This is a genomic window from Vibrio sp. YT-17 (assembly GCF_033337375.1).
GTDB lineage: Bacteria > Pseudomonadota > Gammaproteobacteria > Enterobacterales > Vibrionaceae > Vibrio > Vibrio alginolyticus.
The window spans coordinates 39,032-56,096 of record NZ_JAWOQP010000008.1; the positions used below are offsets into that span (position 1 = coordinate 39,032).

Annotated in this window: 13 protein-coding genes; 6 read left to right on the plus strand and 7 right to left on the minus strand. The window is 46.2% G+C overall.

Translation table 11 applies throughout. From position 1 onward, the window contains the following. Window positions 1–2 precede the first annotated feature (2 nt). A complete protein-coding gene (gene mukB, locus R7F67_RS09660) occupies window positions 3–4,466 on the plus strand; it encodes a chromosome partition protein MukB (protein ID WP_047100904.1) in 4,464 nt (1,487 codons plus the stop codon). 143 nt (window positions 4,467–4,609) lie between these two features. Here the strand turns inward: mukB and R7F67_RS09665 are convergent, their stop codons facing one another. The 7 genes from R7F67_RS09665 to R7F67_RS09695 all read right to left on the minus strand — a co-directional run bounded on the left by R7F67_RS09665 (window position 4,610) and on the right by R7F67_RS09695 (window position 11,219). Further along, the gene (locus tag R7F67_RS09665) at window positions 4,610–4,762 is read right to left on the minus strand and encodes a hypothetical protein (protein ID WP_005378381.1); all 153 of its coding nucleotides are present in this window, start codon (window positions 4,760–4,762) and stop codon (window positions 4,610–4,612) included. A 227-nt stretch (window positions 4,763–4,989) separates the two neighbouring features. After that, on the minus strand, window positions 4,990–5,958 hold the full coding sequence (locus tag R7F67_RS09670) for an alpha-L-glutamate ligase-like protein (RefSeq protein WP_005378387.1): 969 nt from the start codon (window positions 5,956–5,958) through the stop codon (window positions 4,990–4,992). A gap of 3 nt (window positions 5,959–5,961) precedes the next feature. Next, a complete protein-coding gene (locus tag R7F67_RS09675; RefSeq protein WP_005378389.1) occupies window positions 5,962–7,467 on the minus strand; it encodes an inactive transglutaminase family protein in 1,506 nt (501 codons plus the stop codon). 11 nt (window positions 7,468–7,478) lie between these two features. Then, on the minus strand, window positions 7,479–8,225 hold the full coding sequence (locus R7F67_RS09680) for an ATP-dependent zinc protease (protein WP_005378391.1): 747 nt from the start codon (window positions 8,223–8,225) through the stop codon (window positions 7,479–7,481). A 276-nt stretch (window positions 8,226–8,501) separates the two neighbouring features. Continuing rightward, window positions 8,502–9,473 carry a tRNA 5-methoxyuridine(34)/uridine 5-oxyacetic acid(34) synthase CmoB gene (gene cmoB, locus R7F67_RS09685; RefSeq protein ID WP_104975995.1) on the minus strand — a complete coding sequence of 324 codons (972 nt, stop codon included), beginning with the start codon at window positions 9,471–9,473 and terminating at the stop codon, window positions 8,502–8,504. 81 nt (window positions 9,474–9,554) lie between these two features. Beyond that, window positions 9,555–10,292, minus strand: a complete 738-nt coding sequence (cmoA, locus tag R7F67_RS09690) for a carboxy-S-adenosyl-L-methionine synthase CmoA (RefSeq protein ID WP_017635063.1) — start codon at window positions 10,290–10,292, stop codon at window positions 9,555–9,557. A gap of 93 nt (window positions 10,293–10,385) precedes the next feature. Next, a complete protein-coding gene (locus R7F67_RS09695) occupies window positions 10,386–11,219 on the minus strand; it encodes a DUF72 domain-containing protein (protein ID WP_238970254.1) in 834 nt (277 codons plus the stop codon). 306 nt (window positions 11,220–11,525) lie between these two features. Between R7F67_RS09695 and aspS the strand changes: the two genes are divergently transcribed. The 5 genes from aspS to ruvB all read left to right on the plus strand — a co-directional run bounded on the left by aspS (window position 11,526) and on the right by ruvB (window position 16,777). Next, window positions 11,526–13,304, plus strand: a complete 1,779-nt coding sequence (gene aspS / locus R7F67_RS09700) for an aspartate--tRNA ligase (protein ID WP_005378401.1) — start codon at window positions 11,526–11,528, stop codon at window positions 13,302–13,304. A 142-nt stretch (window positions 13,305–13,446) separates the two neighbouring features. Further along, window positions 13,447–14,193 (plus strand): YebC/PmpR family DNA-binding transcriptional regulator, encoded by a 747-nt coding sequence (locus R7F67_RS09705; RefSeq protein ID WP_005378402.1) that lies wholly within the window; start codon window positions 13,447–13,449, stop codon window positions 14,191–14,193. Between the two features lie 92 nt (window positions 14,194–14,285). Then, the gene (gene ruvC / locus R7F67_RS09710; RefSeq protein ID WP_005387909.1) at window positions 14,286–14,807 is read left to right on the plus strand and encodes a crossover junction endodeoxyribonuclease RuvC; all 522 of its coding nucleotides are present in this window, start codon (window positions 14,286–14,288) and stop codon (window positions 14,805–14,807) included. Between the two features lie 67 nt (window positions 14,808–14,874). Continuing rightward, complete coding sequence (gene ruvA / locus R7F67_RS09715) at window positions 14,875–15,486, plus strand: Holliday junction branch migration protein RuvA (protein ID WP_005378313.1); 612 nt, start codon at window positions 14,875–14,877, stop codon at window positions 15,484–15,486. Between the two features lie 286 nt (window positions 15,487–15,772). Next, a complete protein-coding gene (gene ruvB / locus R7F67_RS09720) occupies window positions 15,773–16,777 on the plus strand; it encodes a Holliday junction branch migration DNA helicase RuvB (RefSeq protein ID WP_005378312.1) in 1,005 nt (334 codons plus the stop codon). Window positions 16,778–17,065: the final 288 nt, after the last annotated feature.

The window sequence follows — 17,065 nt, forward strand, 5'->3', positions numbered from 1 at the left end:
GCATGATTGAACGCGGTAAATACCAATCGCTGACCATGGTCAACTGGAACGGCTTCTTTGCCCGTACGTTTGACATCGATGGTCTGGTCACCACGCTATCAGGTGGTAACGGTGCAGGTAAATCAACCACAATGGCGGCGTTCATCACCGCATTGATTCCTGACCAAACGCTACTGCACTTCCGTAACACGACAGAAGCAGGCAGCAGCCAATCGTCTCGCGACAAAGGTTTGTACGGTAAGCTACAGCCGGGCGCATGTTATGCGGCGTTGGACGTGGTGAACTCACGTAACCAACGCTTATTGTTTGCAGTAAAACTGCAGCAAGTTGCGGGTCGTGATAAGAAAGTAGACATCAAACCGTTTGTTATCCAAGGTCTTCCAAGCCATGTGAAACCAACGGATATTTTGGTTGAAAGCGTATCTGCGACTCAAGCTCGTGTACGTCAAATCAACGAAGTAAAAGAATCGATCGCGGAATTTGAAGGCGTTCAGTTCAAAGCGTTCTCTTCTATCGTGGATTACCACGCGCAAATGTTTGAATTCGGTGTGATTCCGAAGAAACTGCGTAACTCTGGAGACCGTTCTAAATTCTACCGCCTGATCGAAGCATCGCTTTACGGTGGTATCTCAAGTGCGATTACCCGCTCGCTACGTGACTACCTTTTGCCACAAAACGGCGGCGTGAAAAAAGCGTTCCAAGATATGGAATCGGCACTGCGTGAAAACCGCATGACGCTAGAAGCGATCAAAACCACGCAAGCAGACCGTGACTTGTTCAAACACTTGATTACAGAGTCGACCAACTACGTGGCAGCGGACTATATGCGCCATGCCAACGAGCGCCGTAAAAAACTAGAACAGACATTGTCTTTGCGTTCAGAGTTATTTGGTTCTCGCGAGACCTTGATTGAGCAAAACAATCTGCTTAACCGCGTTCAAGAAGAGCTGGAACTGCTGATCGAGTCAGAATCTTCTTTAGAGCAAGACTACCAAGCGGCTTCTGATCACTTGCAACTGGTGCAAAACGCGCTGCGTCAGCAAGAGAAGATCGAACGCTACCAAGAAGATCTTGAAGAGCTGAGCGAGCGTCTTGAAGAACAAATGATGGTAGTCGAAGAAGCGCAAGAACGCGTGATGATGGCTGAAGAGCAAGCTACCGTTGCAGAAGAAGAGGTGGATAGCCTTAAGACGCAACTTGCTGATTACCAGCAAGCTCTTGACGTTCAGCAAACTCGCGCCCTTCAATATCAACAAGCAGTTCAAGCGCTGGAGAAAGCGAAGCAGCTACTTGGCGATGACAGCCTAACGGCAGAATCGGCTCAAGCGCTTGTCTCTGAGCTTAAGAACAAAGAGTCAGAAAGCACCAATGCGTTGCTATCGGTTAAGCACAAACTGGACATGTCTTCTGCAGCGGCAGAGCAGTTTGAAACCGCGCTTAAACTGGTACAAAGCATTGTTGGTCAAGTTGAGCGCAAAGACGCGTCTGAACATGCGAAAACCGCAATTGCGAAAGCGCGTGAGTCACAACAAATCGCACAAAACGAACAGCAATGGCGAGCACAACACCGTGATCTCGAACGCAGCCTTAACCAGCAGCGTCAAGCACGTGAACTGGTTGCTGAATACAAAAAGCAATATCACGTTGAACTAACCGATGAGGTTACGTTTGAACAAGAACGTGAACGTCATGCGACGCAAATCGAATCAGTAGAGATAGCTCAAGAAGAAGTTCGTGATCAGCGTGGTGAACAGCGCCGTCTAGAGCAAAACGCGGTGGCAGAAATCAGTAAGCTTGAAGCAATAGCACCAGCTTGGATTGCGGCGAACGATGCGCTAGAGAAACTGAGAGAGCAGAGCGGTGAAGAGCTTGAGGATCGCCATGCGGTAATGAACCACATGCAAGTTGTCCTTGAACAAGAAAGGGAGCTGTCTTTAGCTAAAGATAAGCTTGCTGAGCGCCGTAGCCAGCTAGACTCTGAGATTGAGCGTCTTGCTTCTCCTGGTGGTTCAAATGACCCTCGCCTGAAAGGTTTGGCAGATACACTGGGCGGCGTATTGCTGTCTGAGATCTACGATGACATCACGATTGATGACGCGCCTTACTTCAGTGCGATGTACGGTCCGGCTCGTCACGCTATCGTTGTTTCTGACTTGTCAGGCATCGAAGAGAAACTGGTAGAGCTAGACGACTGTCCAGAAGACTTGTACATCATTGAAGGTGACATCGATGCCTTTGATGACAGCTCGTTCGATGCAGAAGAGTTAGAGGGCGCGGTTTGCGTTCGTATGAACGATCGCCAAATGCGTTACTCTCGCTTGCCTGAGATCCCATTGTTTGGCCGTGCGGCACGTGAGCAGCGTCTAGAGTTGCTGCGTAACGAACGAGAAGAAGTGGTAGAGAAACACGCGAAAGCGGCGTTTGATTCTCAGAAAATGCAGCGCTTGTACCAAGCGTTTAACCTATTTGTGTCTAACCACATTCAGGTTGCTTTTGACGCCGATCCAGAACAAGCACTGGCAACTATTCGTGATAAGCGTAACCAAATTGCTCGCGTGCTGGCGGATCTAGATGCGAAAGAGCAACAACAACGTTCTCAGCTTCAAACCAGCAAGCAAGCGTTGTCTTCTCTGGACAAGCTAGCGTCACACATGGTGCTTGTTGAAGATGAGTCATTGCAAGCGCGTTTTGATGAGCTAGAAGAGAAAATCGCTCAGCTTGCAGAGGCGAAGAACTTCTTAAGCAACCATGCAAAAGCCGTCGCGCAATTAGAGAATATTGTGTCTGCACTTGATGCTGACCCAGAGCAATTCGATGCACTAGAAGCAGAATACAAAGCGGCAGACGAGCGGCTACAAGATCTTAAGAAGCAAATCTTTGCACTCTCGGATCTCGTTGAACGTCGTCACTACTTCGCTTACTCTGATTCAGTAGACCTACTGAACAAGAGTAGCGAACTGAGTGAGCAGCTAAAAGCTAAACTGGTTCAAGCTGAAAAAATGCGTACTCGCTCTCGTGAAGAGTTGAAGCAATCGCAAGGTCAAATGAACCAATACAACCAAGTATTGGCATCATTGAAGAGTTCACACCAAGCGAAACTGGAAACGGTTCAAGAGTTCAAACAAGAGCTTCAAGAGTTTGGCGTGAACGCTGACGAAGGTGCAGAAGAGCGCGCAATGCGTCGTCGTGACGAATTGCACGAGCGTCTACACACGTCTCGCAGCCGTAAGAGCGAATACGAGCGCACGATCACCTCTACTGAACTAGAGATGAAAGGCTTGGCAAAACGTCTGAAGAAAGTTCAGAAAGAATACGTTGAGCTGCGTACGTTCGTGGTTGCTGCGAAAGCTGGCTGGTGTTCAGTACTTCGTCTGGCGCGTGAGAATGATGTTGAGCGTCGTCTACACAAGCGTGAACTGGCTTACATGTCAGCGGATGAACTGCGTTCGATGTCGGATAAATCACTGGGTGCGCTGCGTCTAGCGGTTGCGAACAATGACGACCTGCGTGATGCGCTGCGTCTATCAGAAGATAACGCACGTCCAGAGCGTAAAGTTCTGTTCTATATTGCTGTATACCAACACCTTCGTGAGCGTATTCGTCAGGATATCATCCGTACTGATGACCCAGTTGAAGCAATCGAAGAGATGGAAGTCGAGCTGGCGCGTCTAACGGAAGAGCTAACCCAACGTGAAAACCGTCTAGCGATCAGCTCTGAGTCAGTAGCGAGCATTATCAAGAAGACGATTCAACGTGAGCAAAACCGTATTCGTATGCTGAACCAAGGCCTGTCGAACATCTCGTTTGGTCAGGTGAAGGGCGTACGTCTAAACGTGAAGATCCGCGAAAGTCACGAAGTGCTACTGAACGGCCTAGCGACACAACAAGAGCAGCATAAAGACCTGTTTGAATCGACTCGCTTTACCTTCTCTGAAGCAATGGCGAAACTGTTCCAACGCGTGAACCCACACATCGATATGGGTCAACGTTCACCTCAAGTTCTGGGTGAAGAGCTACTGGATTACCGTAACTACCTAGAGCTAAGTGTAGAAGTGAACCGTGGTACAGATGGTTGGCTACAGGCTGAGTCTGGCGCGCTATCAACAGGTGAAGCGATCGGTACCGGTCAGTCAATCCTTCTTATGGTTGTTCAAAGCTGGGAAGAAGAGTCTCGTCGTCTACGCAGCAAAGACATTGTGCCTTGTCGTCTGCTCTTCTTGGATGAAGCCGCGCGTCTGGATGCGAAATCGATCGCGACATTGTTCGAATTGTGCGACCGTCTGGATATGCAGCTTCTTATCGCGGCGCCTGAAAACATCAGCCCAGAGAAAGGTACGACCTACAAACTGGTGCGTAAGGTGTTTAAAGATCACGAACACGTACACGTGGTTGGCTTGCGTGGTTTTGGTCAAACGGATAAGCCTAAGACTGAAGCACAAGAGATGATTGAAGAGTTTGAATCGTAAACTGCGAATCTAACAAAACGCCCGCAATGAACGCGGGCGTTTTTGTATCTGTTTACGAGGCAGGCTTCGAAATACATAAGATAAGCCGAGACTGTAGGACGGCAGTCTCGGCTTATTAACGGAACTTAATGAGGAAGCGACGTTTATTCCTCTGGAATATCGTCCCTGACTTCGATCATTTCAGCAAGCTCTTCAAGTGCTTGGACAGAAAGCTCAGACAAGCGTTGTAGGTGTTGGTCTAAGCTCTCTTGTTCTTCAAGCTCTGGTTCATCATTATTTGTTTCTTTTATTAGCATTTCCCAACCTCTCAAGTTGAGTAAGGGGAGCTCTCATCATACTCAAAAGGCAAAGTAGAAAAGAAACGATCTATGTTGATTTTGTTAGCTCGATCATTGATTCAACTTATATATGAGAAGGATGTGTTTAATAAGGAGAGCAAGTGCAAGGTTTTTGGATGCGGGAACAAAAACGCCAGTAATCATGACAATTACTGGCGAGTAATAACGAACATTAGGTCGGAGGGTTAGAACAACGGCTTCACACCGAACTGCTCTGCTGCGTAAGCGACGCGTTCAATCGGTTTTGGATACTCAGCAGGTGTGCCAAGGCTCTCTATGTGTTTCAAACGAGGAAGCAAGCCTGCACCATTAGCGATTTGGATTGCCAGACCAGGGCGAGCGTTAAGCTCTAAAACCATAGGTCCTTCATCTTTATCCAGCACCATATCCGTACCCATGTATCCCAAACCTGTCATTTCCCAGGCACTTGACGCAAGCTCCAGCAAGCGCTCCCAATGCGGTACTTGAAGGGTCGAAAGGTCTTTACCTGTATCAGGGTGATGAGTCACTGGATGATCGAACTGCACCGCTCTGACGGCTTTACCTGTCGCGATGTCAATGCCTACTCCTACGGCACCTTGATGAAGGTTTGCTTTGCCGTCGGAAGCCGCTGTAGAACAGCGCATCATCGCCATAACTGGATAACCTTTAAATACGATGATCCGAACATCTGGTACGCCTTCATAACTGAAGCCATCAAAACAGTCATCAAACTTGATTAAGTTTTCAACCACAGCAACGTCATTTTTACCACCAAGAGAGAAAAGGCCAGCAAGCGCATTACTAATGTGACGCTCGACCTCATCCCTACCAATTGTAGAGCCGGAGGGTTTGGTATATACCCCGTTTTTGTGAGACGTAACAACCAGAATGCCTTTACCGCCACTACCTTGTGCAGGTTTGATTACAAAACCAGGCCAGTTCTCAACCATTTTGTGGATAGTCTTAACTTCAGCTTGGTTATGAATGACACCGATCAGGGCAGGAACTGTTGCTCCTGCTGCCTGTGCAATAATTTTGGTCTTTAGCTTGTCATCGACAAGTGGGTATTTAGAACGATCATTGTAACGGCCAATATAGCTGTGGTTACGCTTGTTCATCCCCATAATGCCTTTATGGCGAAGCTTAGACGGCGAAGTAAAACTTTCGAACATCGTTTAGTCCTCCGCTAGTGGTTTGAAGCGTCGTAGCTCAGTGAGGCGGTAACCTGTGTAAGTACCTAGTAATAGAATACCGGCCAGAACAATCAACTGTAGACCAATGAAGTTAAAGGTTAAGTGTTGAATGTATGAGTTCGTCATTGCAAGGTAAACTAATACTGCTGTCAGCAATGAACCACCACCTTGCAGAGCAACTTCCTTCGCACCTTCTTCTTCCCATAGGATTGACATACGTTCAATCGTCCAAGACAAGATGATCATAGGGAAGAAGGTAATTGTTAGGCCTTCTGTTAAGCCCATTTTAAACGCAACAACGGTGAACACCGAGATGATCATAATAACGGTAATAATGACCGCAGATATCCTTGCTACCAGCAATAAGTTCAACCTAGACAAATAGCTTCGAATAATCAGGCCTGTACCTACAATTAGCAAGAAACCGACAATACCCGTTAATAGTTGAGTTTGAACAAAAGCAACGGCAATCAACACAGGCATGAAGGTACCGGATGTTTTCAGGCCGATAATCACACGCAAGAACACAACGATCAGAGCACCAATAGGGATGAGCATGATGGTTTTGAACATCGCTTGCTCTTCCAAAGGTAGGCTATGAATTGAAATATTCAGTAATCCATCTGCTTCTATTTTGTTGTTTGTAGCTTGTTGTGGTGTCATTTCTTGCTTAATCATCGAGAAATGCACTTGGCTATTTTTACCACCAACAAGGTCAAGTAAGGATACGTTTGATTCATCCCACACTAACAAGTTGGGTTTCACTGCTTTTTGTTCGGATTTTGGCGAAAACAGTACCCAATCTTTACCTGACCAAACCTGAACCATTGGTTGAATTGTTTGGCGTCGACGACCATCTTCTAGTTCGATAACACCGACGGTTTTGCTCTGTATACCTGCGGTAAGCAAAATATTATGCAGTGCATCAGTACGGCTGAAATCGTTCAGTAGTAGCGACGAGTTTTGGCTATCTGGGTCATTAAGCGCTTTGATAAGCTCACGAGTAAACGTCACATTATCGGCTGAGCGACTCATCGCACGTTCGATAAGGGCATTTGCCGCTGCTGCTTGTGGTGCTGATAGCGTTGGTGGCGTAATGTCTTCCGTTGGCGGTAAAGGAGTGACTTTAGCCTGAGGGTCTACTAAGAACTGGGCTTTGTAGTATATGGTTTGTGGCCCTTGAGCTTGGCGAATTGACCATTCTGCACGACGGCCTGAATCGTCATTGATGTAGGAAACGCCATAACCTGATGAGGAAGCAGATTCACCGATAAGTGTGTAACCACTTTGTGTATGAGGTGCTGCAAGTGACGCTTTTACTTCGTTGCCGTTAGCATTGAACTCAATACGAGCTTCTACATCCCATACCTGGCGAGTTTCGCCTGGCGTCCAAGGCACGCCGTAGTTTTCATGTCTGAAAACACTCAGAGCAATGCCCGCAATCACCAATAAGATGATAGAAAGGTAAAACGGTATTTTTGACGTCATAATCTACCTTATTATTTTTTATCTTCGTCCGTTTGGATATAGGTACGACTTACATCGACAAGTGCTATGTCGCGCATAAATTCTCTACCCAGTAAAATAGGATGGTTCATATGTGAGCGATCTGCCAACGTAAATTGCGCTTTTTCATGAATTTTTCCAACGCGCACCCAAAGTTCTACCACAGCGCGGCGTTCTAACTCTTCACTGGTAACCTGGCGGATTTTGACGTAGCGAATGACAGGAGCTTCGATCCAAGTACTTTTCTCTTCTTCGGATTTACTGGTGTCTGCTAAGTGGAATCGGACCCATTTTTTACCATTTCTTTCGAACTCTTCAATATCAACGGCATTTAAAGACGACGTCGCGGCACCAGTGTCGATACGTGCATCAAAAGTTTGCTTAATCGACTCTACCGTGACCTTTTCGATAGAGCCAAGGACAATATCGTGAGTTGGGGTTGGTTCCACAGGAGCGGGAGATTGGACAATAATCGGCTCTTTCGGTTTTTTTACTTCTGCCATTGCTTCATCGCGAAATGTAAGAAGTTCAACCTGTAGTTTATCGACTTGTTCTTCAAGGCTGTCGATATAGTCCGATTGGTTGCTGAGCTGTAGCTCTAGGTTGGTAATGCGATTATTGACATTCGCTTCTGAATTTTGAATCGCCGCTAACGTTTCTTGGTGGTACTGTTCGCCTTTGGTTAGTGAGCATCCAGATAGTAAGGCGATGGCAACAATCGGGGTCAATCGTAATAACATTGAAAACCTTGGGATTGGATTAAGTTGTTTATTTTTTAGGAGTTTAGCTTATATCGATAAAGCCTCACAAGTAAGAATGTTTCTCTATTACTTATTGTTTGAGGAATAGTGATGAAAAGCCAAAAATCAAGGACATAAAAGCGCATCCTTATTTAGAGCGTGCTTATATTTTGACGTGAAAAATGGATTCAAAAAACAAACTCGCTCATTACGAGGAAAGAGGGTAATGTCTTAACTCGTAAAATGAGTTAAGACAATGTCAGGAATCTCAGCGAATTATGATTTGCGAGCGACAAGAACCGCGCGGCGAGGGGCAGGATAGCCTTCTACAGTTTTGCTTGGGTCGTTCGGATCTAAGTAGTCAGGTAGAGAGTTATGCGTCATCCAATCTGTGGTACGTTGTTCGTCTACGGACGTGATGTTTTCATCAACGATACGAACATCTTCAAAACCGACCAATTCTAGCCACACTTTTAGGGCTTTTGCTGAAGGGAAGAAATAGACATTACGCATTTGCGCGTAACGAGAAGTCGGGACCAGTACTGCATTCTCATCACCTTCAATCACGAGTGTTTCCAATACGAGTTCACCACCAGATACCAATTGATCTTTTAGTTGCACTAAATGATCGAGAGGCGAGCGGCGATGGTAAAGCACGCCCATGCTGAATACCGTATCGAACGCTTCTAACTTAGGTAGTTGTTCAATGCCCAATGGCAGTAGGTGTGCACGTTGGTCATCGCCCATTAGTTTACGAATTGCTTCGAACTGAATCAGGAACAGGTGAGATGGATCGATACCGACAGTTAAGCGTGCACCTTCGCCTAGCATGCGCCACATGTGGTAGCCGTTACCACAACCAACATCGAGTACGCTGCGATTCTTTAATGGTGAAATATGCGGAAGCACGCGGTCCCATTTCCAATCACTGCGCCACTCAGTATCAATATGGATGCCGTGTACGTGGTATGGGCCTTTGCGCCAAGGATGGAATGTACGAAGTAAGCTTTCTAGCTTTTTAAGTTCCCCTTGAGGCATCGGCTCATTGTTTGAAATCGTGACAGAATCAACAATGTCGATGTTGTCCGGTCTACCCGCTGGGATTTTGTTCAGGGCTTTCAACCAGCGACTAAAGTCACCGTGCTCTGCATTTTGCCAATCCGTTAGCTGTTGCGGAAGCACATTAAGCCAAGGTTGAAGACGAGTGTCTTGGGCAATCAATTGGTAGAAATTTGCAAAGTTAAACATAGTTAGTCAATCGCTGAGTTGATGGGTATAAATTATTAACAAAAGCCGAAATCGGTATGGTTCAGGCTTGGTATGCATGGTCTATTTAATCGCGAACATGGAGCCGAAGTTAAAGCATTGGAACCAAACGTCGTAGCTAGAAAAGCCAATTTTAGCGAAACGCTCTTTATGTTCTTTCTTTGAATCTGGGCGCATTACGTTTTCTATCGCGCTACGCTTTTGGCTGATTTCTAGTTCGCTATAACCATTCGCACGTTTAAAGTCGTGGTGAAGGTCAATTAACAGTTCGTTCGACACTTCATCTTCGAAGACGAACTTCTCCGATAGAATCAAAATGCCGCCTGGACGCAGGCCTGCGTAAATTTTCTCGAGCAAGGAGTAACGATCTTCTGGAGAGAGGAATTGCAAAGTGAAGTTCAACACCACCACTGACGCGTTTTCAATTTCGATATTGCGAATGTCTGCTTCTACTACATCCACAGGAGTGTCACTGCGGTAAGCGTTGACGTGAAGTTTACAACGCTCAACCATCGCAGGAGAGTTGTCCACTGCGATGATTTGGCAACCTTCTTGTTTGATATGGCGACGCATAGACAATGTTGCAGCACCCAAAGAACAGCCAAGGTCATAGATGTTTGAGTGAGGTTTTACAAAACGCTCTGCCAGCATACCGATTGCAGAAATGATATTGCTGTAACCCGGTACCGATCGTTGAATCATGTCAGGAAATACTTCCGCTACGCGTTCATCGAACGTGAAATCCCCAATTTTATCGATTGGAGCCGAAAAAATAGTATCTGGATTGCTCTTAGGGTTCATAACTAAGTCTCTGCATACAAGCCGCCTGAAAATGTCAGGCACCAAAAAAGGCGCGTATTTTATGGGAATTTCGCGCCTCTGTCATGTGTTGCGTTAGAACATCTGTAACTGCGAGTTGCCATCGTCAGCAGGGAAAGGTGCTAACTCAGGGAGCATGATACGCTTTTGTATGTCTTTATATAGGTTTGCGGCCAACTCTGGCGCAATTATATTGTCTGCGGTATGGATCATGACATATGGCTGTTTACCTTCGGCAATCCATTGTGGCAACTTGTTGAGCCATGGTTTAAAAAACTCGTAATTTTGCTGTTCTTCTGGATGACCAATAAAGCGAATCAAAGGGTGTGAAGCGGTAGCAATGGCGTGAACAGGTACTCGTGGTTTTTTCATTTGTGCATCAATAATCGCCTCATTGTCGGGCTTAGCGGCAAAGACTGGGCGGCTATCCATAATAATGCGGTCAATATTATTCTCTACTAACCATTGGTTAAGTGCTCGCTCTTCTTCGCCTTTGGAGAAAAATGCCATATGGCGAACCTCAACACCGAGAGGGAAGTTAGGTGGAAAGCTCGCACAGAACTTTTTCAGTCGAACAAGGTGTTCAGGACCAAATGCGGCTGGCAATTGAATTGTCCATTGGCCCACACGGTCATGCAAAGGCTCCATGACTTTCATGAAGTCTCTCAGTTGTTCGCTGCAACCTCTTAGCATTTGCTCATGAGTGATGGCTTTAGGAAGTTTGAAAGTAAAGCGAAAATCATCGTGGGTTGCGGCTCTCCAGTTTTGCACTGTATTGAGCGTCGGTGTGGCATAAAATGTCGTGTTGCCTTCCACGGTATGAAACACTTGCGCATACCTTTCTAAACGTTCAGCGGGCTTTGTCCCGCTGCCGTAAAAACTTTGTTGCCATTGATTGTGTGACCACATTGTCAATCCAAGTCGAAGAGGTAAGTTATCCATTATTCTTTACTGCTTGCTACTCGTGTGAATACTTTACGAGAGTTTTGCTGAAATAGGTAATTTCACGCTATAATCCTCCCCAATTTTTTCGCTTTGGTGCGCTTTTGAACATTTGTTGTACTAAAAAGCACCAGTGAATGATAAAACACACGTAATTGTATGTTGAGTAGTCGATTTTCGTGGACATTCAGCGTATAACTGAATCTTTACTCTGCTTAGCAATGAGGCTGACAGAGCGTAGTTAACAACATTTGAGAGATTGGGAATTTCATTATGCGTACCCATTACTGTGGTCACCTGAACAAGTCCCTTGCAGGACAAACTGTAGAACTTTGCGGCTGGGTTAACCGTCGTCGTGATTTAGGCGGTCTTATTTTTATTGATATGCGAGATCGCGAAGGTATCGTTCAGGTAGTTGTTGATCCAGATATGGCGGATGCGTATGAAGTGGCGAACACACTTCGTAATGAATTCTGTATCAAACTAACGGGTGAAGTGCGCGTTCGCCCAGAGAGCCAAGCAAACAAAGACATGGCAACAGGTGAAGTTGAGATCCTTGCGAAAGGTCTTGAAATCATCAACCGTTCTGATGTTCTGCCTCTAGACTTCAACCAAAAGAACTCTGAAGAGCAGCGCCTGAAGTACCGTTACCTAGATCTACGTCGTCCAGAAATGAGCGACCGCATCAAGCTACGTGCTAAAGCGTCTAGCTTTGTTCGTCGTTTCCTAGATGACAACGGCTTCCTAGACATTGAAACACCAGTACTAACAAAAGCGACACCAGAAGGCGCTCGTGACTACCTAGTACCTAGCCGTGTTCACAAAGGCAGCTTCTACGCGCTTCCTCAGTCTCCACAGCTATTCAAACAGCTTCTAATGATGTCTGGTTTTGACCGTTACTACCAAATCGTTAAGTGTTTCCGTGATGAAGACTTGCGTGCTGACCGTCAACCAGAATTCACTCAGATCGATATCGAAACGTCATTCATGACGGCTGACCAAGTTCGTGCAACGACTGAGAAAATGGTTCGTGAAATGTGGCAAGAGCTACTAAATGTTGACCTAGGTGAATTCCCAGTAATGCCGTTCAGCGAAGCGATTCGTCGTTTCGGTTCTGACAAGCCAGACCTACGTAACCCACTGGAACTAGTAGACGTTGCTGACCTAGTGAAAGATGTTGAGTTCAAAGTATTCTCAGGTCCAGCAAACGACGAAAAAGGCCGCGTTGCCGTTATTCGCGTTCCAGGTGGTGCATCTTTGACTCGTAAGCAAATTGATGGCTACGGTGAATTCGTTGGCATCTACGGTGCGAAAGGTCTAGCTTGGATGAAGGTTAATGACCGTGCAGCGGGCATGGAAGGTATCCAATCTCCAGTCGCTAAGTTCCTAAATGAAGACGTGATCAACGGCATTCTAGATCGTACTCAAGCGGAATCTGGTGACATTATCCTATTTGGCGCTGATAAAGCGGGTATCGTTGCAGAAGCAATGGGTGCGCTACGTTTGAAACTAGGTAAAGACCTAGAGCTAACGGATGAGTCTGCATGGGCTCCACTATGGGTTGTTGACTTCCCAATGTTCGAAGAAGATGACGAAGGCAACCTACACGCGATGCACCACCCATTCACATCGCCTCTAGGTGTGACTGCAGAAGAGCTAAAAGCAAACCCTGCTGCGGCAAATTCTAACGCTTACGATATGGTTCTAAATGGCTACGAAGTGGGCGGCGGCTCTGTTCGTATCCACAACGCAGATATGCAAGAAGCCGTATTTGATATTCTAGGTATCACACCTGAAGAGCAACAGCTTAAGTTCGGCTTCCTGCTTGATGCGCTGAAATTCGGTACGCCTCCACATGCTGGTCTTGCATTTGGTCTAGACCGTCTAGTAATGCTGCTATGTGGCACAGAGAACATCCGTGATGTTATCGCGTTCCCTAAAACAACAGCAGCGGCGTGTCTACTAACAGACGCACCAAGTATTGCGAACCCAGCAGCGCTAGAAGAGCTAGCTATCGCAGTAACTGCAGCGAAAGAAAAAGACGCAGAATAAGCGCACAACATTTGAAGAAAACTCCCGCAACTGCGGGAGTTTTTGTTTAAATAAACCCAAGAAACTTCCAAAGCAATTTCCCAAGCAACGCTTTTAGAACATGTTTTGTTATTAAGCGTCAAAATACATTAAAAGGTGAATTATGGCTGGTCATAGTAAATGGGCGAATATTCGTCACCGTAAAGCAGCGCAAGATGCGAAGCGCGGCAAAATCTTTACTAAATTAATCCGTGAAATCGTTGTTGCGGCAAAAGAGGGGGGCGGTGAGCCAGAAAATAACCCACGTTTGCGAGCAGCAATTGATAAAGCACTGTCTAACAACATGACACGTGACACTGTCAACCGCGCAGTCAGCCGAGGTGCTGGTGGTGAAGGCGACGACAACATGGAAACCGTGATCTATGAAGGTTATGGTCCAGGTGGTACGGCGGTCATGGTCGAATGTATGACGGATAACCGAAATCGTACGGTATCTGGCGTACGCCATGCATTCTCAAAGTCAGGCGGCAATCTGGGGACGGATGGTAGCGTCAACTATCTTTTCGACAAGAAAGGCGTGATTTCATATGGCCCAGGTTTAGATGAGGATGCGGTAATGGAAGTAGCATTAGAAAGTGGTGCTGATGACATTGAAACGGCAGAAGATGGCTCGATTGATGTCTACACGGCCCCAGGCGATTTTGGACTCGTAAAAGATGCTCTTGATGCCGCAGGGTTTGAGGCAGAGAACGCTGAGGTGTCGCTGATCCCATCTACGAAAGCAGATTTGGACGCGGATACTGCGCCAAAACTACTTCGTTTGATTGACGCTTTGGAAGATCTGGACGACGTTCAAGAGGTTTATCACAATGGTGATATCTCTGACGACGTTGCGGCTACGCTAGATTAAACTCAAGGTGTCGGGAGCGGTATTTGCTCCGAAGTTAGCAAGTAATAATAAAAAGACTGAGGCCGAATTAGGCCTCATTTTTAGGAACATTCATGTCAATTATTTTGGGCATTGACCCAGGTTCGCGCATTACCGGCTATGGGGTCATTCGTCAAAATGGGCGCCACTTGCAATACCTTGGTAGTGGCTGCATTCGTACTTCAGAAAAAGAACTTCCGGGTCGGCTTAAACAGATTTATGCAGGCGTCACGGAAATCATTACCCAGTTTCAACCGGACGTTTTCGCGATCGAGCAAGTGTTTATGGCCAAAAACGCGGATTCAGCGCTAAAACTTGGCCAAGCTCGTGGCAGTGCAATTGTTGCTGCGGTGAATGCGGAGTTGCCGGTATTTGAATACGCGGCTCGTCTTATTAAGCAAGCTGTCGTCGGCACTGGTGGCGCGGACAAAGCGCAAGTTCAGCATATGGTTCAGCAGATGCTTAAATTGCCCGCCAAGCCTCAAGCGGATGCAGCCGATGCTTTAGGTGTGGCGATTTGTCATGCCAATACTAACAAGACTCTCGTTGCGTTAGCGGGCAAAGCAACCAGTGCCAGAAAAGGGCGCTACCGTTAAAATTAACTGGATGTCTATCCAGTTCTTTATTATCCTGTCGCAAATTCATTTCCAAAGAGTATTTATAGTGATTGGACGTCTTCGTGGCATACTGATTGAAAAACAACCACCTGAAGTATTAATTGAAGTTAATGGCATTGGTTATGAAGTCCAGATGCCAATGAGCTGTTTTTACGAACTGCCAAATGTTGGCGAAGAAGCCATTATTTATACTCACTTTGTTGTCCGTGAGGATGCGCAATTGCTATACGGTTTCAACACAGTAAAAGAACGAGCACTTTTCCGTGAAGTGATCAAAGCCAATGGCGTTGGTCCTAAACTCGGTCTTGGTATTCTCTCTGGTATGACAGCAACGCAATTTGTTACTTGTGTGGAACATGAAGACGTTTCTACGCTGGTTAAGCTTCCAGGCGTTGGCAAGAAAACCGCAGAGCGATTGGTTGTTGAAATGAAAGACCGCTTGAAAGGGTGGGGCGCTGGCGATCTATTTACGCCATTTACGGATGCTGCTCCTGCGGATTCTGGTGCAACATCCAACAACGCAGAAGAAGAGGCAATCAGTGCGCTTCTAGCTCTAGGTTACAAGCCGACTCAAGCGTCGAAAGTGGTATCTCAGATCGCTAAACCGGACATGAGCAGTGAGCAAATGATCCGTGAAGCTCTAAAATCAATGGTGTAACGCTGGTTGCACAGTGAACATTTGTTCAAGATAACTCATTCTCTAAGGTTAATGCCAATCGCTTAACGATGTTTTTTGTGTCATTCCAGCGAGCCTGGCGAGACTGGGAATCTAATAGCAGCACGCTGAGCGGTTAATGAAACAATTTGACCATAAATCGCTCGGATAGAAGATCCTGTATCACGCTCCTTCGTCGCTGTACAGGATGACGAGATATAGAAATATGCCACTTGCTGTTAAACGAGCGGCATTATTCTCTCAGGTAACCATTTTTCAAGGTAAAAAGATGATTGAAGCCGATCGTTTAATCGCGCCAGAAAACCCTGCCTTTCGTGATGAAGATGTCATTGATCGTGCTATTCGGCCAAAAAAATTAGCGGATTACCAAGGTCAGGACCATGTCCGTGACCAAATGGAGATCTTCATTAAAGCTGCTCAGTTACGTAGCGAAGCACTTGATCACCTTTTGATTTTTGGTCCCCCAGGTTTGGGTAAAACCACACTTGCGAATATCGTTGCCAATGAAATGGAAGTGAACATTCGCACTACTTCAGGCCCTGTACTTGAGAAAGCAGGCGATTTGGCCGCGCTGTTAACCAACCTCGAAGAAAACGATGTGTTGTTCATCGATGAGATTCACCGCTTGAGCCCGATGGTTGAAGAGGTGCTGTATCCGGCGATGGAAGATTATCAACTGGATATTATGATCGGTGAAGGTCCGGCCGCTCGTTCTATTAAGATCGATTTACCACCATTTACGTTAATTGGTGCGACGACCCGAGCGGGCTCTTTAACGTCACCATTGCGCGACCGCTTTGGTATTACTCAGCGCCTTGAGTTTTATAAGATAAAAGACCTCCAAGATATCGTGCAGCGAAGCGCGGATTGTTTAGGTTTATCAATGGAACCTGAAGGTGCATTGGAAGTGGCAAGACGTGCGCGTGGCACACCACGTATTGCTAACCGTTTGCTACGCCGTGTTCGTGATTATGCGGAAGTAAAAGGCAATGGTCACATTTGTGCCGATGTTGCCGATAAGGCGTTGAATATGCTTGATGTGGACGCCGAAGGCTTCGATTACATGGACCGTAAGCTACTACTCGCGATTATGGAAAAATTTGGTGGTGGTCCTGTCGGGCTCGACAACATGGCAGCGGCGATAGGTGAAGAAAAGGACACTATTGAAGACGTTCTTGAACCTTATCTTATTCAGCAAGGTTATTTACAACGCACTCCGCGTGGAAGAATCGCGACAGATCGTGCGTATTTACATTTCGGAATTGAAAAATAAAATTCCCTCGCTGGGCCTTTGTTGCCCAGCGCTTCATTAAAGTTGACCAAACTCACATTTTTTGAATTTTTTCTCATACTGGTTTAGTAAGTAAAAAGCATTGATTGTTAACTCGATGTTTGCTTGCAACTGGTTAATTTCTCTCCTGATTACTCTCTCTTAACATCCGTATCCAATACTGGTTGATCTAGATCAATGTGATGGATTTTTGTGCAAATTCCGCGCATAAACATTGATGTATATCAAAGCGCGTTACGGCTATAAACCTTTTGAAACAATCTGTTTTTA

Bases quoted from the DNA above. Each gene is read 5' to 3' on its own strand.
- mukB (WP_047100904.1), top strand. From the start codon at position 3: ATGATTGAACGCGGTAAATACCAATCGCTGACCATGGTCAACTGGAAC.
- R7F67_RS09680 (WP_005378391.1), bottom strand. From the start codon at position 8,225: ATGTTATTACGATTGACCCCGATTGTTGCCATCGCCTTACTATCTGGA.
- ruvB (WP_005378312.1), top strand. From the start codon at position 15,773: ATGATTGAAGCCGATCGTTTAATCGCGCCAGAAAACCCTGCCTTTCGT.
- R7F67_RS09665 (WP_005378381.1), bottom strand. From the start codon at position 4,762: ATGCTAATAAAAGAAACAAATAATGATGAACCAGAGCTTGAAGAACAA.
- R7F67_RS09675 (WP_005378389.1), bottom strand. From the start codon at position 7,467: ATGACGTCAAAAATACCGTTTTACCTTTCTATCATCTTATTGGTGATT.
- R7F67_RS09705 (WP_005378402.1), top strand. From the start codon at position 13,447: ATGGCTGGTCATAGTAAATGGGCGAATATTCGTCACCGTAAAGCAGCG.
- R7F67_RS09670 (WP_005378387.1), bottom strand. From the start codon at position 5,958: ATGTTCGAAAGTTTTACTTCGCCGTCTAAGCTTCGCCATAAAGGCATT.
- ruvC (WP_005387909.1), top strand. From the start codon at position 14,286: ATGTCAATTATTTTGGGCATTGACCCAGGTTCGCGCATTACCGGCTAT.
- R7F67_RS09695 (WP_238970254.1), bottom strand. From the start codon at position 11,219: ATGTGGTCACACAATCAATGGCAACAAAGTTTTTACGGCAGCGGGACA.
- cmoB (WP_104975995.1), bottom strand. From the start codon at position 9,473: ATGTTTAACTTTGCAAATTTCTACCAATTGATTGCCCAAGACACTCGT.
- aspS (WP_005378401.1), top strand. From the start codon at position 11,526: ATGCGTACCCATTACTGTGGTCACCTGAACAAGTCCCTTGCAGGACAA.
- cmoA (WP_017635063.1), bottom strand. From the start codon at position 10,292: ATGAACCCTAAGAGCAATCCAGATACTATTTTTTCGGCTCCAATCGAT.